At 61.6% G+C, this 20,063-nt stretch carries 19 protein-coding genes and 1 pseudogene; 11 read left to right on the top strand and 9 right to left on the bottom strand.

Annotated features, from left to right (window positions below; genetic code table 11):
* Nucleotides 1-16: 16 nt before the first annotated feature.
* Together GMET_RS00320 and GMET_RS00315 are read right to left on the bottom strand one after the other, a co-directional pair.
* Nucleotides 17-787, bottom strand: a complete 771-nt coding sequence (locus GMET_RS00320) for a sugar phosphate isomerase/epimerase family protein (RefSeq protein WP_004514188.1) — start codon at nucleotides 785-787, stop codon at nucleotides 17-19.
* On the bottom strand, nucleotides 780-1,835 hold the full coding sequence (locus GMET_RS00315; protein ID WP_004514187.1) for a potassium channel family protein: 1,056 nt from the start codon (nucleotides 1,833-1,835) through the stop codon (nucleotides 780-782). Before GMET_RS00315 ends, GMET_RS00320 begins: the two co-directional genes overlap by 8 nt.
* A 165-nt stretch (nucleotides 1,836-2,000) precedes the next feature.
* Here GMET_RS00315 and GMET_RS00310 point away from each other — a divergent pair, with 165 nt between their 5' ends.
* From GMET_RS00310 to cysS, 6 genes are all read left to right on the top strand, one after another.
* Nucleotides 2,001-2,705, top strand: a complete 705-nt coding sequence (locus GMET_RS00310) for a GntR family transcriptional regulator (protein WP_004514186.1) — start codon at nucleotides 2,001-2,003, stop codon at nucleotides 2,703-2,705.
* Nucleotides 2,706-2,810: 105 nt separating this feature from the next.
* On the top strand, nucleotides 2,811-4,199 hold the full coding sequence (selA, locus tag GMET_RS00305) for an L-seryl-tRNA(Sec) selenium transferase (protein WP_004514185.1): 1,389 nt from the start codon (nucleotides 2,811-2,813) through the stop codon (nucleotides 4,197-4,199).
* A 115-nt stretch (nucleotides 4,200-4,314) separates the two neighbouring features.
* Nucleotides 4,315-5,013: a 2-C-methyl-D-erythritol 4-phosphate cytidylyltransferase gene (ispD, locus tag GMET_RS00300; RefSeq protein ID WP_004514184.1), complete on the top strand. Its 699-nt coding sequence runs from the start codon at nucleotides 4,315-4,317 to the stop codon at nucleotides 5,011-5,013.
* The gene (ispF, locus tag GMET_RS00295; RefSeq protein ID WP_004514183.1) at nucleotides 5,010-5,483 is read left to right on the top strand and encodes a 2-C-methyl-D-erythritol 2,4-cyclodiphosphate synthase; all 474 of its coding nucleotides are present in this window, start codon (nucleotides 5,010-5,012) and stop codon (nucleotides 5,481-5,483) included. The genes ispD and ispF overlap by 4 nt, the downstream gene beginning before the upstream one ends.
* Nucleotides 5,484-5,519: 36 nt before the next feature.
* Nucleotides 5,520-7,181 (top strand): glutamine--tRNA ligase/YqeY domain fusion protein, encoded by a 1,662-nt coding sequence (locus GMET_RS00290; RefSeq protein ID WP_004514182.1) that lies wholly within the window; start codon nucleotides 5,520-5,522, stop codon nucleotides 7,179-7,181.
* Between the two features lie 19 nt (nucleotides 7,182-7,200).
* On the top strand, nucleotides 7,201-8,658 hold the full coding sequence (gene cysS, locus GMET_RS00285) for a cysteine--tRNA ligase (protein ID WP_004514181.1): 1,458 nt from the start codon (nucleotides 7,201-7,203) through the stop codon (nucleotides 8,656-8,658).
* Between the two features lie 89 nt (nucleotides 8,659-8,747).
* Here the strand turns inward: cysS and GMET_RS00280 are convergent, their stop codons facing one another.
* Both GMET_RS00280 and GMET_RS00275 read right to left on the bottom strand, forming a co-directional pair.
* Nucleotides 8,748-8,939: a hypothetical protein gene (locus tag GMET_RS00280; RefSeq protein ID WP_004514180.1), complete on the bottom strand. Its 192-nt coding sequence runs from the start codon at nucleotides 8,937-8,939 to the stop codon at nucleotides 8,748-8,750.
* A 234-nt stretch (nucleotides 8,940-9,173) separates the two neighbouring features.
* Complete coding sequence (locus GMET_RS00275; RefSeq protein ID WP_004514179.1) at nucleotides 9,174-11,444, bottom strand: sigma 54-interacting transcriptional regulator; 2,271 nt, start codon at nucleotides 11,442-11,444, stop codon at nucleotides 9,174-9,176.
* A 405-nt stretch (nucleotides 11,445-11,849) separates the two neighbouring features.
* On the opposite strand from GMET_RS00275, the gene GMET_RS00270 reads away from it, so the two are divergent.
* Both GMET_RS00270 and GMET_RS00265 read left to right on the top strand, forming a co-directional pair.
* Nucleotides 11,850-12,056, top strand: a complete 207-nt coding sequence (locus GMET_RS00270) for a hypothetical protein (protein ID WP_004514178.1) — start codon at nucleotides 11,850-11,852, stop codon at nucleotides 12,054-12,056.
* Nucleotides 12,057-12,065: 9 nt separating this feature from the next.
* Nucleotides 12,066-13,520 (top strand): transglutaminase-like domain-containing protein, encoded by a 1,455-nt coding sequence (locus GMET_RS00265; RefSeq protein ID WP_004514177.1) that lies wholly within the window; start codon nucleotides 12,066-12,068, stop codon nucleotides 13,518-13,520.
* A 134-nt stretch (nucleotides 13,521-13,654) separates the two neighbouring features.
* On the opposite strand, the gene GMET_RS00260 is transcribed toward GMET_RS00265, so the two are convergent.
* Nucleotides 13,655-14,953, bottom strand: a complete 1,299-nt coding sequence (locus GMET_RS00260) for a M16 family metallopeptidase (RefSeq protein ID WP_004514176.1) — start codon at nucleotides 14,951-14,953, stop codon at nucleotides 13,655-13,657.
* Nucleotides 14,950-16,011 (bottom strand): hypothetical protein, encoded by a 1,062-nt coding sequence (locus GMET_RS00255; protein WP_004514175.1) that lies wholly within the window; start codon nucleotides 16,009-16,011, stop codon nucleotides 14,950-14,952. Before GMET_RS00255 ends, GMET_RS00260 begins: the two co-directional genes overlap by 4 nt.
* Before the next feature lie 190 nt (nucleotides 16,012-16,201).
* Here GMET_RS00255 and GMET_RS00250 point away from each other — a divergent pair, with 190 nt between their 5' ends.
* Nucleotides 16,202-16,657 (top strand): hypothetical protein, encoded by a 456-nt coding sequence (locus GMET_RS00250; RefSeq protein ID WP_011365620.1) that lies wholly within the window; start codon nucleotides 16,202-16,204, stop codon nucleotides 16,655-16,657.
* A 255-nt stretch (nucleotides 16,658-16,912) separates the two neighbouring features.
* Here GMET_RS00250 and GMET_RS18925 read toward each other — a convergent pair whose 3' ends face one another.
* Both GMET_RS18925 and GMET_RS19220 read right to left on the bottom strand, forming a co-directional pair.
* Nucleotides 16,913-16,990 (bottom strand): hypothetical protein, encoded by a 78-nt coding sequence (locus GMET_RS18925; RefSeq protein WP_238379009.1) that lies wholly within the window; start codon nucleotides 16,988-16,990, stop codon nucleotides 16,913-16,915.
* A gap of 52 nt (nucleotides 16,991-17,042) precedes the next feature.
* Nucleotides 17,043-17,138 (bottom strand): annotated as a pseudogene (locus tag GMET_RS19220) (diguanylate cyclase); the annotation flags it as partial.
* 257 nt (nucleotides 17,139-17,395) lie between these two features.
* Here GMET_RS19220 and GMET_RS00240 point away from each other — a divergent pair.
* Together GMET_RS00240 and GMET_RS00235 are read left to right on the top strand one after the other, a co-directional pair.
* Nucleotides 17,396-17,917: an NUDIX hydrolase gene (locus tag GMET_RS00240; protein WP_004514172.1), complete on the top strand. Its 522-nt coding sequence runs from the start codon at nucleotides 17,396-17,398 to the stop codon at nucleotides 17,915-17,917.
* Complete coding sequence (locus GMET_RS00235) at nucleotides 17,914-18,801, top strand: RluA family pseudouridine synthase (protein ID WP_004514171.1); 888 nt, start codon at nucleotides 17,914-17,916, stop codon at nucleotides 18,799-18,801. Before GMET_RS00240 ends, GMET_RS00235 begins: the two co-directional genes overlap by 4 nt.
* Nucleotides 18,802-18,834: 33 nt before the next feature.
* On the opposite strand, the gene GMET_RS00230 is transcribed toward GMET_RS00235, so the two are convergent.
* On the bottom strand, nucleotides 18,835-19,791 hold the full coding sequence (locus GMET_RS00230; RefSeq protein WP_004513407.1) for an IS110-like element ISGme8 family transposase: 957 nt from the start codon (nucleotides 19,789-19,791) through the stop codon (nucleotides 18,835-18,837).
* Nucleotides 19,792-20,063 lie beyond the last annotated feature (272 nt).

Here is a 20,063-nt window from a genome sequence, read left to right as displayed (position 1 = left end):
CTTGCGCGGGCCATGGTCACGTGCGGTATTTCTCGATGGCGACCAGCGCCCGGTCGAGGGCGTCGCGGCAATGGGCCTCGATGGTCCACGCGGCGCCGGGGGCGTAACGCTCCATGAGGGAGAAAAAGAGGTCAAAGTCGATGGCTGCCTCCCCAAGGGGTAGGTGGTCATCCCGTTTGCCGAAATTGTCGTGGATATGGGCCTCGGCCACGAAAGAGCCCAGTTCGGCGAACCACTCCTCCATCCCCACGGTGTGGAACAGGTTCCAGTGCCCCACGTCGAAGCAGTGCCGCAGACGGGGGTGGTCGATTGCCTCAAAAAGCGCCTTCAGGGTCGACGGCTCCTCCTCGAAGATGTTCTCCACTGCGATGGTGGTGCCGAGGGAGTCGGTCCGCTCAAGCACCTGCCGCCACGCGACAATGCTGTGGGCAAGCCACTTGTCCTGGCTCTCACCATAGCGCCACTTGTCGTATCCCGGATGGAAGACGATGACGTCGGGTTTGAGGATTTGCGCCGCATCCAGCACCTGCCCGAAGCGGTGCATGGTCGCCTCGCGGATGAGGCGCTCCACCGACCCGGGATTCAGGTCGATAAAGGCCCCGTGGAAGGTACAGCGGAGCCCCGCCTCGGCCAGCTGCCCGGCGATTGCGCCCACTTCCTCGGGGACGAGGGTATCGAGGGTATCGCCGGAAAAAAATATCTCCGGGTTGATACGCCGGGAGATAATGGCTGGCAGGTTTGCCGCCAGCATCGAATAGGGGACGTGGGCATAGACGCAATTAGACATGATCGGGGTGCTCTTTTCGGTGTTTTTTGATGATCGTATCGGCGCACGATTCGCAGGCGACCAGTTGCTCCAGCTTTGTAATAGCCACCGGTTCGCCGAGGACGATAAGGGTGTCGAGGGCTTCTATCTTGGTGTGGGGATTCGGGTTGAAAACCATCTTGCCCGAGGCCTTTTTTATCCCCACAATGATGACGCCGGTCTCCTTGCGGAATCCGGAAGTTACCAGGTTCTCGCCAATAAAGGCTGATTTCTCGGGAATTTGAATCTCCTCCATCTGAAGATCCAGGTGCTCCCGGCCCGTGGCGATCTCGATGAAATCCACCACGTTGGGGCGAAGGATCGCCTGGGCCATCCGGCTCCCGCCGATGACGTACGGCGAAACCACCTTGTTGGCGCCGGCCCGCTTGAGCTTGAGTTCGGACCCCTCCTCGCCGGAGCGGGCCAGAATAAAGAGGTCGGGGTTGAGCCCCCGGGCCGTGAGGGTTATGTAGACGTTCTCCGTATCGGAGGTGACCACCGAGATCAGCCCCTTGGCCCGCTTGATCCCGGCCCGCAGCAGCGTCTCGTCCTCGGTGGCGTCGCCCCGGATGTGGAGGTACTCCTCATGGTGCAGTTTCTCGTGCACCTCCGGATGCTTCTCGATGACCAGAAACGGCATCGGCTTGGCCGCGAATTCCCGGCAGATGAGGGCGCCGATCCGGCCAAAGCCGCAGATGATGTAGTGGTCATGCAGGGCCTCTATCTTTCGCTCCACCTTCTTCCTCCCGATGATCCGCTGTATCTGCCCCTCGAACATGATCTGGGCGAGACTGCCGACGATGTAGCCGAGAACGCTCACCCCGAAAATTATCAACCCGATGGTGAATATCTTCCCCGCATTGCTTAGGTCGTGGACCTCCTTGAAACCCACGGTGCCGAGGGTGATGACCGTCATGTAGAGAGCGTCGAGGAACTGCCACCCCTCAATGGCCATGTAGCCGGCCGTCCCGACAGAGACGAGGAGCAGCAGAACAGCTATGGAAATTTTAAAATGGCGTACGGGGTCCATGGCCTCTCTTTCGCACTCAAGATACTATCGGACCAGCCTCCTTGGCAAGAGCGTAACCGGGCCACGAACCGCTCTTTTTTCTTTTTTTTAGGCCATGTTAACTCCTGCTTGACAATTCTTGTATACTGTATACAATAAGCAAGCACCCCCTACCGGAGTGATTCAATGAAAAAAACGCTGGAAAAGCACCTGACCCTCAGGGAAAAGATACTCGAAACCATCCGCGACGCCATCATGACCGGCGCGCTCAGGCCGGGGGAAAAGGTTGCCGAGCCCGACCTCGCCGAGCGTTTCGGCATCAGCCGCACCCCGATCCGCGAGGCGTTCCGCCAGCTGGAGTCGGAAGGGTACCTGACCGTCATCCCCCGCAAGGGTGCTGTGGTAACGGCCTTCTCCCCCCGGGATGTGGAGGAATTTTACGCCATCAAGAGCATCCTCGAAGGGTATGCGGCCCGCCGGGCCTGCGAAAAACTCTCCTCGAAGGATATCGAGCGACTCCGCAACATCAATGACCGGCTTCGGCACATGGCCGACGACGGTGACATCAAGCACTTCTTTCGAATCCATAATGACTTTCACGATCTTTTCCTCAAGGCAGCCGACAACGAAAAGCTCTACGAACTGATTACAAACCTCGTTCGCAAGTTCCAGCGCCTGCGCTACGCGTCCCTGAGCCTACCCGGACGGATGAAGATATCGGTGCAGGAGCACGATAAAATCATCGAGGCTTTCCTCAAGCGGGACCCGGACAAGGCCGAAGTTCTCGTCCGGAAAAACGCCGAGTACGGCGGCAAGGTCCTCATGCAGAACGACGGAGCGCCTCCCCTCAAGCCGGCGGAGCGCGCAGCCGCCCTCCATCTCGACCTCTAACACTTCCTTTTCCCTGTCACGGGGCGGCCTTGACAGGCCGGCATCGATCTGGTAGTGAGGTTTCTCGTTCCACAACCTCCACCTCCCCAGACAGAGGACGCCCCCGTGACGCTCTTTGCGCGTATCCCCAAAGTTGACAAAATTCTCGAATGGGATGGGACCAAGGTCCTTCTCGGCATTCATCCCCGCCCGACCGTCCTCAACGCTGTCAGGTCCGTTCTTGACTCCCTCCGCACCGCTGCCCGCAGCGGCTTTCTCAAGGAAGAGGAACTGCTCGAAGGTGCGGTAGCGTCGAGAATCGAGCGGGAAGTTGCCCGCTCGACCGCCTTCAGTCTGCGGCGTGTGGTCAACGGGACCGGCGTCGTGATCCATACGAACCTGGGGCGCTCCCCCCTGTCGAAGCGGGTGAAACCGCTCCTGGACGAGATCGCCTTCGGCTACTCCAACCTCGAATTCGACCTGGAAAAGGGAGAGCGGGGAAGCCGTTACAGCCACGTGGAACGGCTTCTCTGCGACCTGACCGGTGCCGAGGCGGCCCTGGTGGTGAACAATAACGCTGCCGCCGTGCTCCTTGCCCTGTCGGCCCTGGCGGCCGGGAAGGAAGTCGTCGTTTCCCGGGGGGAACTGGTGGAGATTGGGGGGTCCTTCCGCATTCCCGATGTCATGGGGCAGGGAGGCGCTATTCTCCGGGAGGTGGGGACCACCAACCGGACCCATCCCCGCGACTACCACCAGGCGGTCTCGGAGCAGACGGCGCTTCTCCTCAAGGTCCATTCCAGCAATTTTGCCGTGGTCGGCTTTACTGCCGAAGTGTCCGCCACCGAGCTTGTCGCCATCGGCAAAGAGCATTCCGTGCCGGTCATGGCCGACATCGGGAGTGGATGCCTCCTGGACCTCTCTCCCTTCGGCATCCGGGGCGAGCCGACGGTTCAGGAATTCGTCAAGGCGGGAGTCGACGTCATCACCTTCAGCGGCGACAAGCTCCTCGGCGGCCCCCAGGCAGGGATCATCGTCGGCCGCAGGGAATTCATCGCTCCCCTCACGCAGCATCCCCTCCTGCGGGCGCTGCGGATCGACAAGCTGACCCTGGCTGCACTGGAAGGAACGCTCCGCCTCTACCGGGACGAACGGCTGGCCCTGGCCGAGATCCCGACCCTCCGGATGCTTACCGCGTCGGCCGCGGAGCTGGCGACCCGTGCCAGGAGCTTTGCGCGACGCATCCGCCGGGCATCCCCGCCGGACATCCGACTCACCCTCACCAGCGGCATCTCCCAGGTGGGGGGAGGAGCCTATCCCCTCCTCGAACTGCCAACGACCCTCATGGCCATGGAGGCCGACGGCATCTCTCCCCAGGAGATGGAAATCCGCCTCCGGGGAATGGAGGTTCCGGTCACCGGCCGCATCCACAGGGGACGGTTCCTCCTCGATGTCCGCACCCTCCAGGATGACGATATCCCGTTCATAGCCGCGGCCCTCAGCAGTCTTGCCGACTAGGAACTCCTACCGTTGTGGCGCGACTTTTGTCTGGTCTTTTGCCTATCCTTTTGTATAATCGGATAATTCCGGCCGGCTGCTCCCGCAGCGCACCGGCCCGTAATGAGGTCGACACATGGCAGTTTTCGCCCTGATTCCAGCGGCAGGCATGGGCAAGCGGATGGGTGCCTCCATCAACAAGCAGTATCTGCTCCTGGGCGGAATGCCGATCCTTGCCCGCACCCTGGAAGTCTTCGAGCGCTCCCCCCTGGTGGACGGCATCTTCGTCGTGATTCCAGCGGACGAGATCCCTTTCTGCCGGGAGCAGGTGGTGGAGCGGCACGGCTTTTCGAAGGTGCGGAGCATCGTTGCCGGCGGAGCCGAGCGTCAGCAGTCGGTACTGAACGGCCTGCGGGCCATGGAGGGGACGGCGGGGGAGTACGACGTGATTCTCATCCACGACGGGGTCCGCCCCTTTGTCACGGAGGATATCCTCGGCCGGGCAACCGCAACGGCCCGGGAAAACGACGGAGCCCTTGTGGCGGTACCGGCCAAGGACACGGTGAAGGTGGTGGAGGACGGCATCATCACCGCAACGCCGTCACGGGAGACCCTCTGGCTCGCCCAGACTCCCCAGGCCTTCCGCTACGGCGTCATCCGCGCAGCCCACGAGGTGGCCGACGCCGAGCGGTTCCTCGGCACCGACGACGCCATGCTCGTGGAACGCCTGGGGCGACAGGTACGGATCGTTCTGGGAGACTACCGCAACGTTAAGATCACGACGCCGGAGGATATGGTTCTGGCAGAAGCGTTCATCAAGGAGAAGCTGCCATGAGAATCGGGCACGGCTACGACGTCCATTGCCTCGTGGAGGGGCGGAAACTGATTCTCGGAGGAGTTGATGTTCCCTACGAACGGGGGCTTTTGGGACACTCGGACGCCGACGTCCTCCTCCATGCCATCGCCGACGCCATCCTCGGGGCGTTGGCCCTTGGGGACATCGGGAAGCACTTCCCCGACACCGACCCCCAGTTCAAGGGGGCCGACAGCCGCAAGCTCCTGCGCCACGTCATGGCCCTGGCCGGCCAGAAGGGATATGTCCTCGGCAACGTGGATGCCACCATCGTGGCCCAGCGCCCCAAGCTGGCTCCCTTCATCCCGGAGATGCGCGCGAATCTCGCCGAAGACCTCATCGCTGAGATCGATCGGATCAACGTCAAGGCCACTACCACCGAGCAACTCGGCTTTGCCGGCCGAGGCGAGGGAATCGCCGCTTATGCGGTGGTCCTCATGGAGCGCAGGTAGCGCCCCCCCTGAAATCACGTCCAAAGGATCGAGTCCATGTCAACCGAAACGCCCCACACCGCCAACTTCCTCCGCACCATCGTTCAGGAGGACCTGAAGGGCGGCAAACGCGAAACCATCGTCACCCGCTTCCCCCCTGAGCCCAACGGCTATCTCCACATCGGCCACGCCAAGTCCATCTGCCTGAACTTCGGCCTGGCAAAGGAGTTCGGGGGCCGCTGCCACCTCCGCTTCGACGACACGAACCCGGTAAAGGAAGAAACCGAGTATGTGGAATCCATCAAGGAAAGCGTGCGGTGGCTCGGCTTCTCATGGGGGACGCACCTCTACTACGCCTCCGAGTACTTCGAGCAGCTCTACCAGTGGGCAGAGCACCTAATCCTCCAGGGGAAGGCCTACGTGGACGACCTGACGGCCGAGGAGATCCGGGCCCACCGCGGCACCCTGACCGAGGCGGGGAAGGAGAGCCCCTGGCGCAACCGCTCCCCGGAGGAGAACCTGGATCTTTTCCGCCGGATGCGGGCCGGGGAGTTTCCCGACGGCGCCAAGGTGCTCCGGGCGAAGATAGACATGGCCTCCCCCAACATGAACCTCCGGGACCCGGTCATGTACCGGATCATCCACGCCTCCCACCCCCACGTGGGTGACGCCTGGCGCATCTACCCCATGTACGACTACGCCCACGGCCAGTCCGACGCCATCGAGGGGATCACCCACTCCATCTGCACCCTGGAGTTCGAGGACCACAAGCCTCTCTACGAGTGGTTCCTGGACAACCTGCCGGTGCCCAACCGCCCCCGCCAGTACGAGTTCGCGCGCCTGAACCTCACCTACGCGGTCATGAGCAAGCGCAAGCTCCTGCAGTTGGTGAAGGACGGCGACGTCTCCGGCTGGGACGACCCGCGCATGCCTACCATCATGGGGATCCGGCGCCGTGGCTACACTCCCGAGGCGGTCAGAAACTTCTGCGAGACCATCGGCGTGGGGCGGAGCGACAGCTGGATCGACATGAGCATCCTGGAGGAGAGCGTTCGCCAGGACCTGAACGAGCGGGCACCCCGGGTCATGGCGGTGCTGAAGCCCCTGCGGCTCGTCATAGAGGATTATCCGGAAGGGGAGGCGGAGGAGCTCACCATCCCGTACCACCCCCAGAAGCCTGAGCTGGGGAGCCGGGTGGTCCCCTTCTGCAGCGAGCTCTTCATCGAGCAGGATGATTTTGCGGAAGTTCCCCCCAAGGGATTCAAGCGCCTCTCCCCCGGGGAGGAGATCCGGCTGCGGGGGGCATACATCATTAAGTGCGTCGACGTGGAGAAGGATGCCGAGGGCGCCGTCACCGCGGTCCGCTGTACCTACGATCCCGAAACCCGCAGCGGTCTCCCAGGGTCCGAGCGGAAGGTGAAGGGGGTCATCCACTGGGTGTCGGCCCGCCACGCCGAAACAGCGAAGGTGCGCCTCTACGACCGGCTCTTCACCGACCCTAACCCCTCCGGCGACGACTGGAAGGACCACCTGAATCCGGCATCCATGGAGATTCTGGCCGACTGCCGGCTGGAACCCTCCCTTGCTACAGCCCAGGCCGAGGACCGCTTCCAGTTTGAACGGCAGGGATACTTCTGCGTTGACCTGAAGGATTCACGACCAGGGGCGCCGGTCTTCAACCGGACGGTGACCCTGCGGGATTCCTGGACCAAGAAATAAACTCAAAGAGGTTAGTTGCATGTCTTTGCGCGTCTACAATACGCTTTCCGGAACCAAGGAAGAATTCACCCCCCTCGTGCCGGGAAGGGTCTCCATGTATGTCTGCGGCGTCACGGTCTACGACCACTGCCACATCGGCCACGCCCGGGCCAACGTGGTTTTCGACATGATCTACCGCTACCTGCGCCACGCGGGATATGACGTTACCTACGTCCGCAACTACACCGACGTGGACGACAAGATCATCAACCGGGCCAACCAGGAAGGTGTTCCCTACAACGCCATCTCCGAGCGCTTCATCGCCGAGTTCGACCGGGATATGGCGGCCCTGGGGCTCGATCTCCCCACCCACCAGCCTAAGGCTACGGAACACATCGCCGAGATGATCGATGTCATCAGCCGCCTCATCGAGAAAGGCTTTGCCTACGCAGCGGACGGCGACGTCTACTTCTGTGTGGAAAAGTTTGATCCCTACCTGAAGCTCTCCAAGCGCAACCTGGACGAGATGCAGGCCGGAGCCCGGATCGAGGTGGGGGAGAAGAAGCGCCACCCCATGGATTTCGCCCTCTGGAAGGGATCCAAACCGGGTGAGCCATTCTGGGAGTCCCCCTGGGGCCAGGGGCGGCCGGGATGGCACATCGAGTGCTCGGCCATGAGCATGAAGTACCTGGGGGAGACCTTCGACATCCATGGCGGCGGCAAAGACCTGGTCTTTCCCCACCACGAGAACGAGATCGCCCAGTCCGAGGCGGCCAACGGCAAACCCTTTGCCCACTACTGGATCCACAACGGCTTCGTGAACATCAACTCCGAGAAGATGAGCAAGTCCCTAGGGAACTTCTTCACCATCAAGGAGGTGCTGGAGAAGTACGATGCCGAGGTGCTCCGCTTCTTCCTCCTCTCGGCCCACTACCGCTCCCCCATCGACTTCTCCGACCAGAACCTGCGGGAGGCCGAGGCGGGGCTGGAGCGGATCTACGGGACCCTTGCGGGAATCGATGAGAATCTGACAAAAGGAGCGGAGGGTACGGCAGAAGAGACTGACAGGGAGCTGGCCGAAAAGGCGGTCACCTTTCCCGAGCGTTTCCGCGAAGCCATGGATGATGACTTCAACACGGCTCAGGCCCTAGGCTTCGTTTTCGATCTGGTGAGGTCGGCAAACCGGGTGCTGGGGGAAGGAAAGGGAGGAGGGAGCAATCGCGCTCTCCTGGCAGAGGCACGGGATCGCATCCGGAAGGTGGGGGCGGTGCTCGGCATCTTCACCTCCGAGCCCCGTGCGTTCGCGGAGCGGCTCAAAAACCGCAAGGCTGCGGAGCTTCCCATTACCGCCGAGGAGATTGAGCGGCTAATCGCGGAACGGATTGCCGCCCGCGCAAACCGGGACTTCAAACGCGCCGACGAAATCCGTGACAGTCTCGCCGCAAAAGGGATCATGCTGCTCGACTCCCCCCAAGGGACGACCTGGAAGGTGAAATGACATATGGTTGCCACAGGATTCCCATCCCCTGTGACACCTTTGGCACAATCAGCTTAAGAAAAAGGGCCGCAAGTAGCGGCCCTTTTTTCTTAAGCGGCCTTCTGGTGGTGGGGCTGCTCCGTCTTTTGCAATTGAACGGCGAAAATCTCCATGGCCTCGCGCATGATGTCGGAGACACTCTTCTGGGTTGCCTCCATTATCTGCTGGAGCCGATCACGCTCCTCGTCGCTGATTCTCATGGATATGACGTTGTACCGCGGATTTTCTCTCATTCTGCCCATGGTCTGTTCCTCCGTGTATAGTGTGCTCGGTTACGTTCAATCGTATGAGACAACACTATTGCCATTTGCATGCCAAAACACGGAAATCGATAACTCAGTCGCAACGGTTCAAAATTATTGCATTTTTAGAACATTGGTTTGAATTAATAAAATATTCTGTATACACAATTGTGTCACCGATGGCACAGAGTTGGCCAAAAGTGCACACTTTGTTTACGCTGCGCCATCAAGGAGTTAGCGAACATCCCGTTCCCTGAGGCGGTACTTATCGAGAAGCCGATAAAAGGTCCGCCGGGGGATGTTTGCCAGCTTCGCCGCCCGCGAAATATTGCCGTTGGCCTCCGTCAGGTAGCGCTGTATAAGCTTTTTCTCCAGCTTCCCCATATGTTGCTCCCGCTCGGACCGAAACGATGCTGCGTGGATGTCGAGCCCCGTGGCGAACCCCTCCTCAAGCCCCTCAGAGAGGGCAAGGGGAAAGTTCTCGACCCGGATCACGCCGTCATGGGTGAGAACGGCAGCCCGCTCGATGACGTTCTGCATCTCACGGATATTGCCGGGCCACGGGTACTTTGTGAGCGCCTTGACGGCACGGTCCTCGATGCCGACCATCCGCTTGTTGAGCTTGGTGCTTGCCTTGTCCATAAAGTGGTGGACCAGAATGGGAATCGACTCGACGCGGCTTCGCAGGGGGGGCATGGTAATGGTGAAGACGTTGAGCCGGTAATAGAGATCCTCCCGGAACCACCCCTCGCGGACCCCCTGTTCCAGGTTCTTGTTGGTGGCGGCAATGAGGCGCACATCCACCTTTTTTGCTGCAGTCCCCCCCACGGGGCGCACCTCCCCCATATCGAGAACCCGCAAGAGCTCCGCCTGGAGCTTGGGGGTTATGTCGCCGATCTCATCGAGGAAGATCGTCCCCCCGTCGGCGGCCTCAAAGAGCCCTTTCTTGTCGGCAACGGCACCGGTGAAGGCTCCCCGCTTGTGGCCAAAGAGTTCGCTCTCCAGGAGAGAGTCGGTGATAGTGGTGCAGTTGACGGTAACCAGCGGTTTGTCGTTGCGCTTGCTGTAGCGGTGGATCGCCCGGGCGGTGAGCTCCTTGCCGGTACCTGACTCCCCCCGAATGAGAACCGTTGTGGGGGTGGGTCCCACCTGTTTGATGAGGCCGAGCACATCCAGGGTCTTGCGGTCGTTGCCCACGATGAACTCGTCCCCGTACTCCCGTTCCAGTTCCCGCCGCGCCAACTCGTACTTCTGAATGAGGCGCCCCCGGTCCTCCTCCAGTTGCTGGAGGTTGTAAGGGAGGCACATCTCAATCTCCGCGAGCCCCTGAAAGACTGCCACAGCGTACTCGCGGCAGGTGCGGTAACCGCAGGCCCGGCAGTTGAGCTCGTCCTTCACCGTGAACTTGTTGGTGGCGTTGAGGATCTTGCGGACGTCGTTCGCCTTGGGGGCCTCCAGTTTCGCGTACTTGCTGGCGAAGCTGCGGCCAAAGGAGACCCGCCCTGCCTCAAGGAGGGAATTGGGGACCGTCCGGCAGGGGACCTCCTGCTTGAAGTGGGCAATCACCCGGTTGCGGCGGTAAAACTCCGTAAGCGCCCGGTTTCTGCCGGGGCCGCCGATGCAGCCGTCGTAGCAGAAACGGAGGTCGGCGATCCGGGGGGAGATGCGGCCAGCTGCCAGGTCATTGATGATACCCATGACGTTCACCTCGCCACAGGCGGCGACGATCTCGGTGTCCAGGGGATCAAAAGGGATGCCGAAGGCCCGGAACGTCCCGTCGGCAATGGGAAAAAGCCGGCCGGCCCCCGGCCTGATTCCGTCGAGGGGCTCGTCGGCAAGGGCCGGCAGGGCTATCTGGCGGCTCCGGAAGATACCCTCCAGTTCCCGGTAGGTCAGAACGATGTCAACGGCGCCGCGGGTCTCCTGGGTCTGCGTTTCCAGCTTGTTGGCAACGCAGGAGCTTATGTAGACAACCCTCACGTGCTGCCCCAGGGTCCCCTTGAGATACCGCCCCATGGCCACCATGGGGGACACCACCGGCACGAGGTTCCCCACGAGCTTCGGGTAGTGGCGCTCGATGAGATCGACGATGGCAGGGCAGTGGGACGAGATACGGGGGTGTCCCTTTTCCGACGTGATTCGGGCATAATCGTCGGCAATCAGTTCGGCCCCATAGGATCCTTCGTGGACCTCGGCAAAGCCGATCTTCCTGAGGCCCGCCACCAACTGACCGGGGGTAACATTGTGGAAAAAGGCGGGAAAAGAGGATCCGAGCACGGCGATAACTTCCTCCCCCGAGGAGAGGAGCTTTTCGGTCACCCCCACCTTGTCGGCCACCATCTTTGCCTGCTGGGGGCAGTTGCTGAGACAGTTGCCGCAGCCGATGCACCGGTCGACGATGATCTCGGTGTAGCTCTTGGCCACCTTGATCGCCTTGACCGGGCAACTCCGGACACAGCAGTAGCATTTACGGCACTTCTCTTTTACGGTAATGATCGGTTCCATGGTTCTCCCAGCTGATAATGTTAGGCCTGACACTCTGTTGATTGCCTGATCCACCGCTGGATCATATACCAGGCCCGCCTCCCTGTGCAACCAATGGCACACCCGGAGAGCACTGTGTCACACGTGGCACACCAGCAGGCAAAAAAACACCCTAGCGACTAGGAGGGAAAGTCAACTAGGGCATAATGAGGGCCTTGCGACCCTCGCAATTCTTTCACTTATAGTATACCGTGCTGCTGCCACCCCTGCAACAAAAAATATTTCTAACTAATTAATATACAAAGTTTTTTCATCTTTTCTCCCGCCAAAGCCTCCCCTTGCCTCCAATTGCTCCCCTCTGCGGTTTATGGTATAACCTCCTCAGATTCAGCCGATTTTCCAACAATTCCACCAAAGGAGCCCTCCATGGACCTGACCCTTGACGAACACCGTCTCATATCTGAATTTCGCCGTCTGAATCCTGCCGGAAAGCAGGAGATTCTCGACTTGGCCTCCCTCCTGCTCAAGCGCCAGGATGAAGGGGCGACGGCCTCTGCCACCCGGGACAGCTGTACTCTCGACCGCAAGGAGGAGCGTCCCGAAACGACCAAGGAACCGCTCTTCACGGAGTAACCTCACGCCATGCGCCTCATACACCTTTATTCCCAGAGCCTCGGCATCCTCATTTTCGTTCTCGTCACGGCGCTTTCCGTCAACGCCGAAACCAAAGCCTCTACCCTGCTGCAAAAGCCGCCCGTGGGGGAACGGTGGTTCGGCATCTTTCTCGGAAACGAGCGGACCGGCTTCGCTCACCAGAATATCACTGCAAAAGACGGCGGGTACGAGATCACGGTCGAGGGGAGCGTGAAGATGGTCGTCATGGGGTTCTCCCGCGAGGCATCTTCCCGGGAACGCTATATCGTGGGGACCGACCTCTCTCTCAGGTCATTCGCGGTGGAGCAGGTCATTGACGGGACCCCCATGGGAGTTACCGGGGAGGCGACACCCAAAGGAGTCAGGGTGGTTGTGAATGCGGGTGGAGAAAGGAAAGAGAAACTCCTGACGGCTAAAGGTCCCGTTTTCCCGCCGCCGGTCCTGAACATCCTCCCCCTCATGAAGGGGACCGCCAAGGGGAAGCGCCTCCAGGTCCAGATGCTCGATGTGGAGGCGGTGAAAGTGAAGAAGGTGACCGTGACGGTCGTGGGATTCGAGCCCCTCCCGGACGGGGCCCGCGCCCTCCACATCCGCAACGACCTTTTCCCCCTCGTTGACAACGACATCTGGGTGGACGCCGCGGGGAATACGATACGGGAGTCGGTGCGGGACGGCCTCGTGGAAACGGTGGCCGAGGATGAGGGACGCACCCGGCAGTTCATCGCCTCCGCGGCCCTCTCCCGTCGGGACCTTATCTTCGACTTCAGCCTGGTGCGGGTCGATCCCCCTCTTGCCAACGCAACCAGCCTGAGCCGGCTTGTGCTGGAAATTGACGGCGTGCCTGCCACCATGCCCCTCATCCAGGGGGGGGGACAAACCGCCCGCCGGACCGGTGCCGGAACGGTGGTGTTCACGGTGGAGCCGGCAAAGGCAGGCGCCTCGCCCCTTGACGAGCCGGAGCGGAAGCGTTTCTCGGAGCCCGCTGACCGGCTCCCGGCGGATCATCCCGACATCATCGCCCGGGCCAGGGAAGTGGTGGGGGAAGAGACAGCTCCTCTGAAGCAGGTGGAAAGGCTCGTCAAGTGGGTGGCAACCACCGTGGAGGACGCCGTCACCGATGCCCCCTCACCCCTTGACACCCTCAAATCACGGAAGGGGAACTGCCAGTCCCACGCCCGGCTCTATGCCACCCTGGCCCGTGCCGCGGGAATCCCGACCCGGTTCGTCTCGGGGCTCGTCTATCTGGAAGGAAGGGGATTTCTCTACCACAGCTGGGCGGAAAGCTACGTTAAAGGGGGATGGCTGCAGGTGGATCCCACCTTCGGTCAGGTTCCCGTCGATGCCACCCACGTGAAGCTGGTGGAAGGCGAGGGCCCCGACGACCTGGCGGCCATCGCCGGGGTGGTGGGTAAGATCAAAGCGCGGGTGATTGAGGCGAAATAAACCCTCGAAAACCTCAAGAATAACACGGAGAGACGGAGAACACGGAGGAGTCAACAAATCGGGCTCTATTAGTCCTCCGTGCTCTCAGTTTCTCCGTGTTATTGAATACTTGTCTTTTGCAGGTTAATGCATTTTTACCGAAACTCAGCCTCGTACCGCCTGACAATGCCGGCAATCTCCCGCTTGACCGCCGCCTTCACCGGACCCACGGCCACCAGGTTGAGCCGTGCCGGCGCGAAGAGCTCCCGGGCCGTGGCCATGACCGCCGCGGCATCCACGGCGCCGGCCTCGGCCTGATCCTCCTCGATGCTCCGCACCATCCCCATGAGCTCACCCCATCCGTAGCGAACCTGCATGTCAAAGGTGGAATCCCTGCTGTAATCCAGGTCGAAGAAATATCCCTGCCGAACCCGATCCAGTTCCTCATCCCCCACCGGCTCCGTTGCCAGGCGCAGGGTCTCGCGCAGCACTTCCGTCACTGCCACGGCCAGGTTCTCCGGGGCCGTGGAGAGTTCCACAGCGAAGCAGCCGGTGTCGTCGTAGGCGGCAAGCTGGGCGTCCACCGAATAGACGATGCCGAGCCGTTCCCGCAGGTTCAGGTGGAGCCGGGAGCACCCGCCGCCGGTGAGGATGCGCCGGATAAGCCGGGCAGCAGCCAGCCGCTGGTCCTCCCGGGGAAAGCTCCGGAAGGCAAGCTGGAGGTTCACCTGGCTGTCGGAGTCCTTGACGAACAGGGAAACCGGAGCGTCCTGGACATCGGAGACCGATTCCTGGACGGGTGCCGGGGGACCGCTCCAGGATGCGAAGGCCCGGCCGGCAGCGGCAAAAACCTCCTCGACAGAAACCCTCCCCGCCGCCACCACGACGGCGTTTTCCGGCACATAGTGGCGGGCCATGTGCCCCCGGAGATCCTCCTCGGTGAAGCCGGCAATGGTGTCAAGATAGCCGATGGTGGGCATGCCGATCCCGTGGCCGGGCCACAAGAGCCGGCTCGCCAGGTTGTCGGGATTGACCTCTTCCCCCTGTTCGTTGATATCCTCCAGGGCCTCCTCGGTGATGATCTTCTTCTCGATCTCGAGCCCCGTGAGGAGTGGTGAGAGGAGCATGACCGACAAAAGCCTCACCCCCTCGGCCACGTGATCAGGGTGGACCCGGGTGTAGTAGCAGGTGGTCTCGGCATCGGTGGCGGCATTGATGCAACCGCCGATGGCCTCGAAGTCCGCCTCCAGCTCCAAGCTCGACGGGTGCTCGGCGGTACCCCGGAAGAGCATGTGCTCCAGGAAGTGGGCAAGCCCCGCCTTCTCGCGGCTGTCGTGGCGGCCCCCCACCCGGAGGTAGACGGCGATCTCTGCCGAGTTGAGGTGGGGCATCTCCACGGCGACCACGCGGAGGCCGTTGGGAAGGGTTGTCAGGGATGGAGTGATGGTAGTCATGGGGCTTCCGCGCTGATGGTCCGGATGGCGTCGAAGACGACGGCGTCGTACTTGTCCTGGGAGATGGCCTGGGCCACGGGGGGGATCTTCAGGAGCGACTTCACGAGGCCGAACCGCATGTCCCGGGGGAGGATGTCGATGTAGCGGACCAGGTTCTCCTCCTGCTCCGCTCCGAGCCGCGGATCAGCGGTGAGGGTCGCCACGATGTCCCCCATGGTGGAAGCCTGCAGATCGTCCCGCTGGGCCTCCAGGCGCTCCCGCACCCCGTCACCGCCGTTGAGGACCTCGACGGCGGTGACGGGGCGGCGGGTGTTCTCGGCGCACCAGCGCAGAAACGCAATGGCCGCCTCCTTGCCGACGATGCCGGCGTAGATCTCCATCTCCAGGTCCCTGGGGAAGCGGCAGCTCTTCCTGAGGATGCTCACCATCTCCCATCCCCGCTCCGTGGGCTCGGCATCCATCTCCAGGGGGCTCCCCTGGCTGGCGAGGAACATGGAATTGGCGGCCAGGAAGTGGCGCACGCCGGTGTCCAGATCCCGGGCCGCGGCGTAGCCGGCCCAGCAGTGGTAGTCGGTTTCCACGTAGAGCATCACCATCCGGTCGATGAGGGCCCGGTCCAGGGTCGCCACCTGGTAGGTGCCGTCGGAGGGGTTGATGGTCACCACCACCTTGTGTTTCGGGTGGAGGGAGTGGGTGTGGAGGGCCCGGCGCATCCCCTCGGCCGGGGGCTCCACGAACTGGAAGATGGCCTGGAGGGTGTCCTCCTGCTGGGCCCGATTCAGCTCGTCGCAGTGGATGACCGTGGCCGGTTCGTCATCGGCGGGCCACCAGCAGGGGCGGGACCAGTTCATCACCTCCCCCTCCCGGTAGGGTATGCCGACCAGGTCCCCCACCTCCATCTGACCGAGGCGCAGCGGCACGTAGCTGCTCCCCAGCTCCCGGCAGAGCTGAACGATCCCGGCGGTCTTCCCGACCCCCCGGTGCCCCACCACGCAGGGGGTAAGGTCGGTCCTGGTCAGGATTTCCCGCAGGACGGTTTTCATCTGTTCGACGTTCATGACGTGCGCTACACCTCGTATGCATCCTGAAAATACTGAGCTTCACTACCGCAATGTGAAAGCATAGCATTGTTGCGGTAGCCAGGTCCATACCGACGTGCGCGACGGTGGGGGGGAACTCCCTTGACACGTCAGGGGCAAAGTGCTATAAACGCCGTCCCTTTCGGGGGAAATATTGCGAGGTGGAAGAATGATCGTCAGGAAGCGCTCAGCAGGAGATATTGTCGAGGCGAAATGCACCCGGTGCCGGGCGGTGCTGAACCACACCATCGTGGCGATGGTGGGGGAGCGGATTGTCCGGGTTCAGTGCAACACCTGTGGCGGCCAGCACAACTACCACCAGCCCCAGGAAGAAAAGAAGCCGGTCGAGCGTTCCTCTTCCCAGCGCACTGCCTCCCCCCGCACCCCATCGGCGGGTCGCCCCCGCAGGGAGCCGGTTCCGAAGGGGCCGTCGGAGTGGGAGCTGAGCATGGAGAGGGTCGATCCGGACACGGCCACCCCCTATGCCATGGACCGACCCTTCCGCACCGGCGAGGTCGTCTCCCATCCCGTCTTCGGCATCGGCATCGTTGTGACCGTCACCAAGCCCAACAAGGTGGAGATCCTCTTCAGGGACGGGGTGAAACTGCTGCGCTGCGCCCTGTAACCCCCCCCCGCCTCCCCCTGCCCCGAAACCGCCTCACCTCGCCTCCATCCCGGCTTTATGGAGAGACTTTGTCCTCGTACATCCGCCGGTCGGCCAGGCGCCAGGCGTCACGCAGGGTGCCGGGAGCATCGGTCGTTGCCGCGCCGAGCGAGAGGCTCAAGCCGCACTCCGCTGACCCGCCATTGAGTGCGGCTACGCTTCCCCGCAAGCGAACCAGAGCTTCAGCCGATGCAGCCCCGTCGGTACCTTCGAGAATCACGGCAAACTCATCCCCCCCACCCGCGCCACCACGTCCTCTGCCCGAAACGCCTCCTGGATCGCCCGGGCCGCCATGACGATCAGCCGGTCTCCGGCAGCATGCCCCGACGAGCCACTTGAGCCTGTCCACGTCGACCATGATGACGCTGGCCGGAAAGTGGCGTCCCCGGTCGATCCGGTCCATCTCAGCCTCGAAAAAGCGCCGGTTGTAAAGGCCGGTCATGGAGTCACGAGTGGAGAAGAGGAGAGGTGCGCGGCCAAGGGGATGCAGGTAGACATAATGAGCATCACGAAGGCTGCAATTTTGGTTTTGAGGCTCATCCGTCCCATGGGCACCCTTAGGTAACGTTCGCCATAAAGTTCATCATTACAGTATTATTCCGGTAACATGTCCCATTTCTTGAGAAATTAAACGCCCCTTCTTCCCTTCTCTCCCCGCTTAGTGATATGCTCGCCTCATTTGCTGAAAGGTGGAAAGCCATGGACACCCGCAACCGGACCACTCCCTTCAAGGGGCTGGTGGTCGACATTGAGCAGATGGACGTACGGATAGGCGACAAGGGATGGCACACGTTCCAGGTTGTACGCCATCCGGGAGGGGTGGGCGTCCTGCCGCTCCACGACGACGGCACGGTGACCCTCATCCGGCAGTTGCGTCCCTCGGTGGATGCAACGTTGCTTGAGATCCCGGCCGGCCGCCTCGATCCGGGAGAAGAGCCGGCGGCATGCGGCCTCCGGGAGCTGGCCGAAGAGACGGGGCTCTCCTCGACCCGGCTCGAATCCCTCGGTGTCATCCTCACCTCACCGGGAGTCTTTGACGAGGCGATCCATCTCTACCTGGCCACCGGACTCTCCCAGGGGGAGGCCGACCCGGAGCAGTACGAGGAGATTGAAACGGTGCGGGTCCCCCTTGAGGAGGCTGTCACCATGGCGACGGACGGCCGCATCCGCGACGGCAAGACTATCATTGCCCTTTTCCGGGCCAAGGCTGGATTGCCATGATCCTCACCGGCCGGGCAGGAGAAGGGGAGGCGGGGATGCGTCTCGACGACGGGGCGGTGCGGCTCTTCCCGCAGCTCTCCAAGACCCGTGTCCGCAAGATCATCGACTGGGGGGGATGCGCCGTGGCCGGCGCCATGGTGCGGGTCGCCTCCCGCACGCTGCGGGCCGGGGAGGAGATCGTCCTCGGCGTCATGGAGCCGGAGCGCTACCAGGAGTTGGCCTACACCCGTGATGACCTCCTCTTCGAGAATGACGACTACCTGGCGGTGAACAAGGCGGCCGGGCTCAACTGCCAGCGGACCCCCTACCAGCTCAAGGGGACCGTGGAGCATGCGGTCACCCTCTACCTGCGCACCCTCGGCAGCCAGGAGCCGGCCCGGGTGATCCACCGTCTCGACCGGGGGACCTCGGGGGTGATGATCTTTCCCAAGACAAAGCGGGCCGCGGCCCACATCTCCGCTCAGCTGAAAGAGGGGAGGGTGGAAAAGGTCTACTGGGCCCTTGTTACGGCCGAGCCGGCATCGGACCAGTGGGAGGTCAACGCCCCCATCGCCAAGGTAGGGAGCGCCCGCTACGGGGTGGCCACCCCAGGCCGTGAGGCGCTGACCCGTTTCGCGGTCATCGCCCGGGGGACCTGCGGCGTTCTCGTGGAGGCCCGCCCCCTCACCGGCCGCACCCACCAGATCCGGGTCCACCTGGCCCACTGCGGTCTTCCCATCGTCGGCGACCCCACCTACGGCGGCGAGAAGGCGCCGCGGATGATGCTCCACTGCCGGGCCATGTCCTTCACCGCTGCCGACAGGCGTCCCATCACTGCTGAGGCACCCCTCGACGACCCCTTCCGCGACGCATGCGCCAGCCGGGGTATAATATTGGAATTCTAATAACACAGAGCAACCGTGTTCTCAGTCAACAAATTAGTGCAGAAGTGGAGTGAATTTCGAGTGATCCCACTTCTGGTTGTTTTTCACCATGGCATTGAGGATGGTGAGTAGTTTTCGCATGCAAGCGGTGATCGCGACTTTGTGAAGTTTTCCGGCGCTTGTAAGGCGTTGATAGAAGGCTTTTATAACCGGGTTAAACCTGGCGGCACACAATGTTGCCATGTACAGGACAGAACGCACGGTTGCTCTGCCACCGGAGATTGCGCGCTTTCCACGGAATTTGCCACTGTCCCGATTATAGGGGCATACTCCGACCAGAGCGCCAAGCTGCTGTCGGGAAATGGTCCCCAACTCCGGAAGTGCTGCCAGTATGGTGGCCGCAGTCACAGGGCCGATGCCCTTGACACTGGTAAGGATTTCTTCTTTTGCCTTCCAGGATTCGCTGGACTGAATAAGAGTTGAGATGTCTTTATCAACGTCATCGATCTGCTGTGTCAGCCAGGCAATATGGGTCATGATGCCTTTGCGGACCGTAGGTGCAGCGGAAATCACGCGATTTTTTTCCGCCACAAGCATCTCGACCAACTGCCGGCGGCGGGCCAGCAGTGCTGCTAGATTTTGGCTTGTCTCGTCCTTGAGCGGCCTGATTTCAGGCTTGATGGCTTGGGCAAATCGGGCAATGATCTTGGCATCAAGAATATCGGTCTTCGCCAGCAGCCCGCATGCTTTGGCAAAGTTTCTGACCTGCCGAGGATTAACCACGACCACTGGCAGACCCGCTGCTGATAAGGTGCTGACAGCTAGCATCTCCAAGCCGCCGGTGGCTTCGAGAACAATCCGACAAGGGGCGTTCGTAATGAGCCACGTCGTCAGCTCAGCACAACCGGCATCATCGTTAGTCACCCTTTTCTGGTCACCAGTTGGCATGAGGTAGACATCAAGATGCTCTTTACTAACGTCGACTCCAACAACTGCATCATTGGGTTCCATATTCTCTCCAGTCCCTTTCTTGCGAAAATTCGGGCTCGTTTCGGCCCAAGCAACCGTTCGGGTTGAGGAAAGATGGACACGACGCATTACGCTCTGTGACGGGCTCAATTGGCCCAAGCAACGACCAAGCTGTCGTGTCCAATTCTGGAGAACATATAACCGGTTACTGAAACATACAAGCAACAGAGAATCAATGCCTTAGTCCGAAACTCCTCCTAACCCGGCAGGGGCGCTATCAAAACGGATTTAAATGGATTTTCTCGTCGGATCTT

The organism is Geobacter metallireducens GS-15, assembly GCF_000012925.1.
Lineage (GTDB): Bacteria > Desulfobacterota > Desulfuromonadia > Geobacterales > Geobacteraceae > Geobacter > Geobacter metallireducens.
The sequence above is the reverse complement of the archived record's forward strand: the minus strand, read 5'-3'. Positions and strand labels throughout refer to the sequence as shown.

What these genes read in the sequence shown, in the direction of transcription:
- GMET_RS00290 (WP_004514182.1), top strand. Translation starts at nt 5,520, where the DNA reads ATGTCAACCGAAACGCCCCACACCGCCAACTTCCTCCGCACCATCGTT.
- GMET_RS00320 (WP_004514188.1), bottom strand. Translation starts at nt 787, where the DNA reads ATGTCTAATTGCGTCTATGCCCACGTCCCCTATTCGATGCTGGCGGCA.
- ispF (WP_004514183.1), top strand. Translation starts at nt 5,010, where the DNA reads ATGAGAATCGGGCACGGCTACGACGTCCATTGCCTCGTGGAGGGGCGG.
- GMET_RS00240 (WP_004514172.1), top strand. Translation starts at nt 17,396, where the DNA reads ATGGACACCCGCAACCGGACCACTCCCTTCAAGGGGCTGGTGGTCGAC.
- ispD (WP_004514184.1), top strand. Translation starts at nt 4,315, where the DNA reads ATGGCAGTTTTCGCCCTGATTCCAGCGGCAGGCATGGGCAAGCGGATG.
- GMET_RS00230 (WP_004513407.1), bottom strand. Translation starts at nt 19,791, where the DNA reads ATGGAACCCAATGATGCAGTTGTTGGAGTCGACGTTAGTAAAGAGCAT.
- GMET_RS00260 (WP_004514176.1), bottom strand. Translation starts at nt 14,953, where the DNA reads ATGACTACCATCACTCCATCCCTGACAACCCTTCCCAACGGCCTCCGC.
- GMET_RS00265 (WP_004514177.1), top strand. Translation starts at nt 12,066, where the DNA reads ATGCGCCTCATACACCTTTATTCCCAGAGCCTCGGCATCCTCATTTTC.
- GMET_RS00270 (WP_004514178.1), top strand. Translation starts at nt 11,850, where the DNA reads ATGGACCTGACCCTTGACGAACACCGTCTCATATCTGAATTTCGCCGT.
- GMET_RS00275 (WP_004514179.1), bottom strand. Translation starts at nt 11,444, where the DNA reads ATGGAACCGATCATTACCGTAAAAGAGAAGTGCCGTAAATGCTACTGC.
- GMET_RS00255 (WP_004514175.1), bottom strand. Translation starts at nt 16,011, where the DNA reads ATGAACGTCGAACAGATGAAAACCGTCCTGCGGGAAATCCTGACCAGG.
- GMET_RS00310 (WP_004514186.1), top strand. Translation starts at nt 2,001, where the DNA reads ATGAAAAAAACGCTGGAAAAGCACCTGACCCTCAGGGAAAAGATACTC.
- GMET_RS00315 (WP_004514187.1), bottom strand. Translation starts at nt 1,835, where the DNA reads ATGGACCCCGTACGCCATTTTAAAATTTCCATAGCTGTTCTGCTGCTC.
- GMET_RS00250 (WP_011365620.1), top strand. Translation starts at nt 16,202, where the DNA reads ATGATCGTCAGGAAGCGCTCAGCAGGAGATATTGTCGAGGCGAAATGC.
- cysS (WP_004514181.1), top strand. Translation starts at nt 7,201, where the DNA reads ATGTCTTTGCGCGTCTACAATACGCTTTCCGGAACCAAGGAAGAATTC.
- GMET_RS00235 (WP_004514171.1), top strand. Translation starts at nt 17,914, where the DNA reads ATGATCCTCACCGGCCGGGCAGGAGAAGGGGAGGCGGGGATGCGTCTC.
- GMET_RS18925 (WP_238379009.1), bottom strand. Translation starts at nt 16,990, where the DNA reads ATGGCGGCCCGGGCGATCCAGGAGGCGTTTCGGGCAGAGGACGTGGTG.
- GMET_RS00280 (WP_004514180.1), bottom strand. Translation starts at nt 8,939, where the DNA reads ATGGGCAGAATGAGAGAAAATCCGCGGTACAACGTCATATCCATGAGA.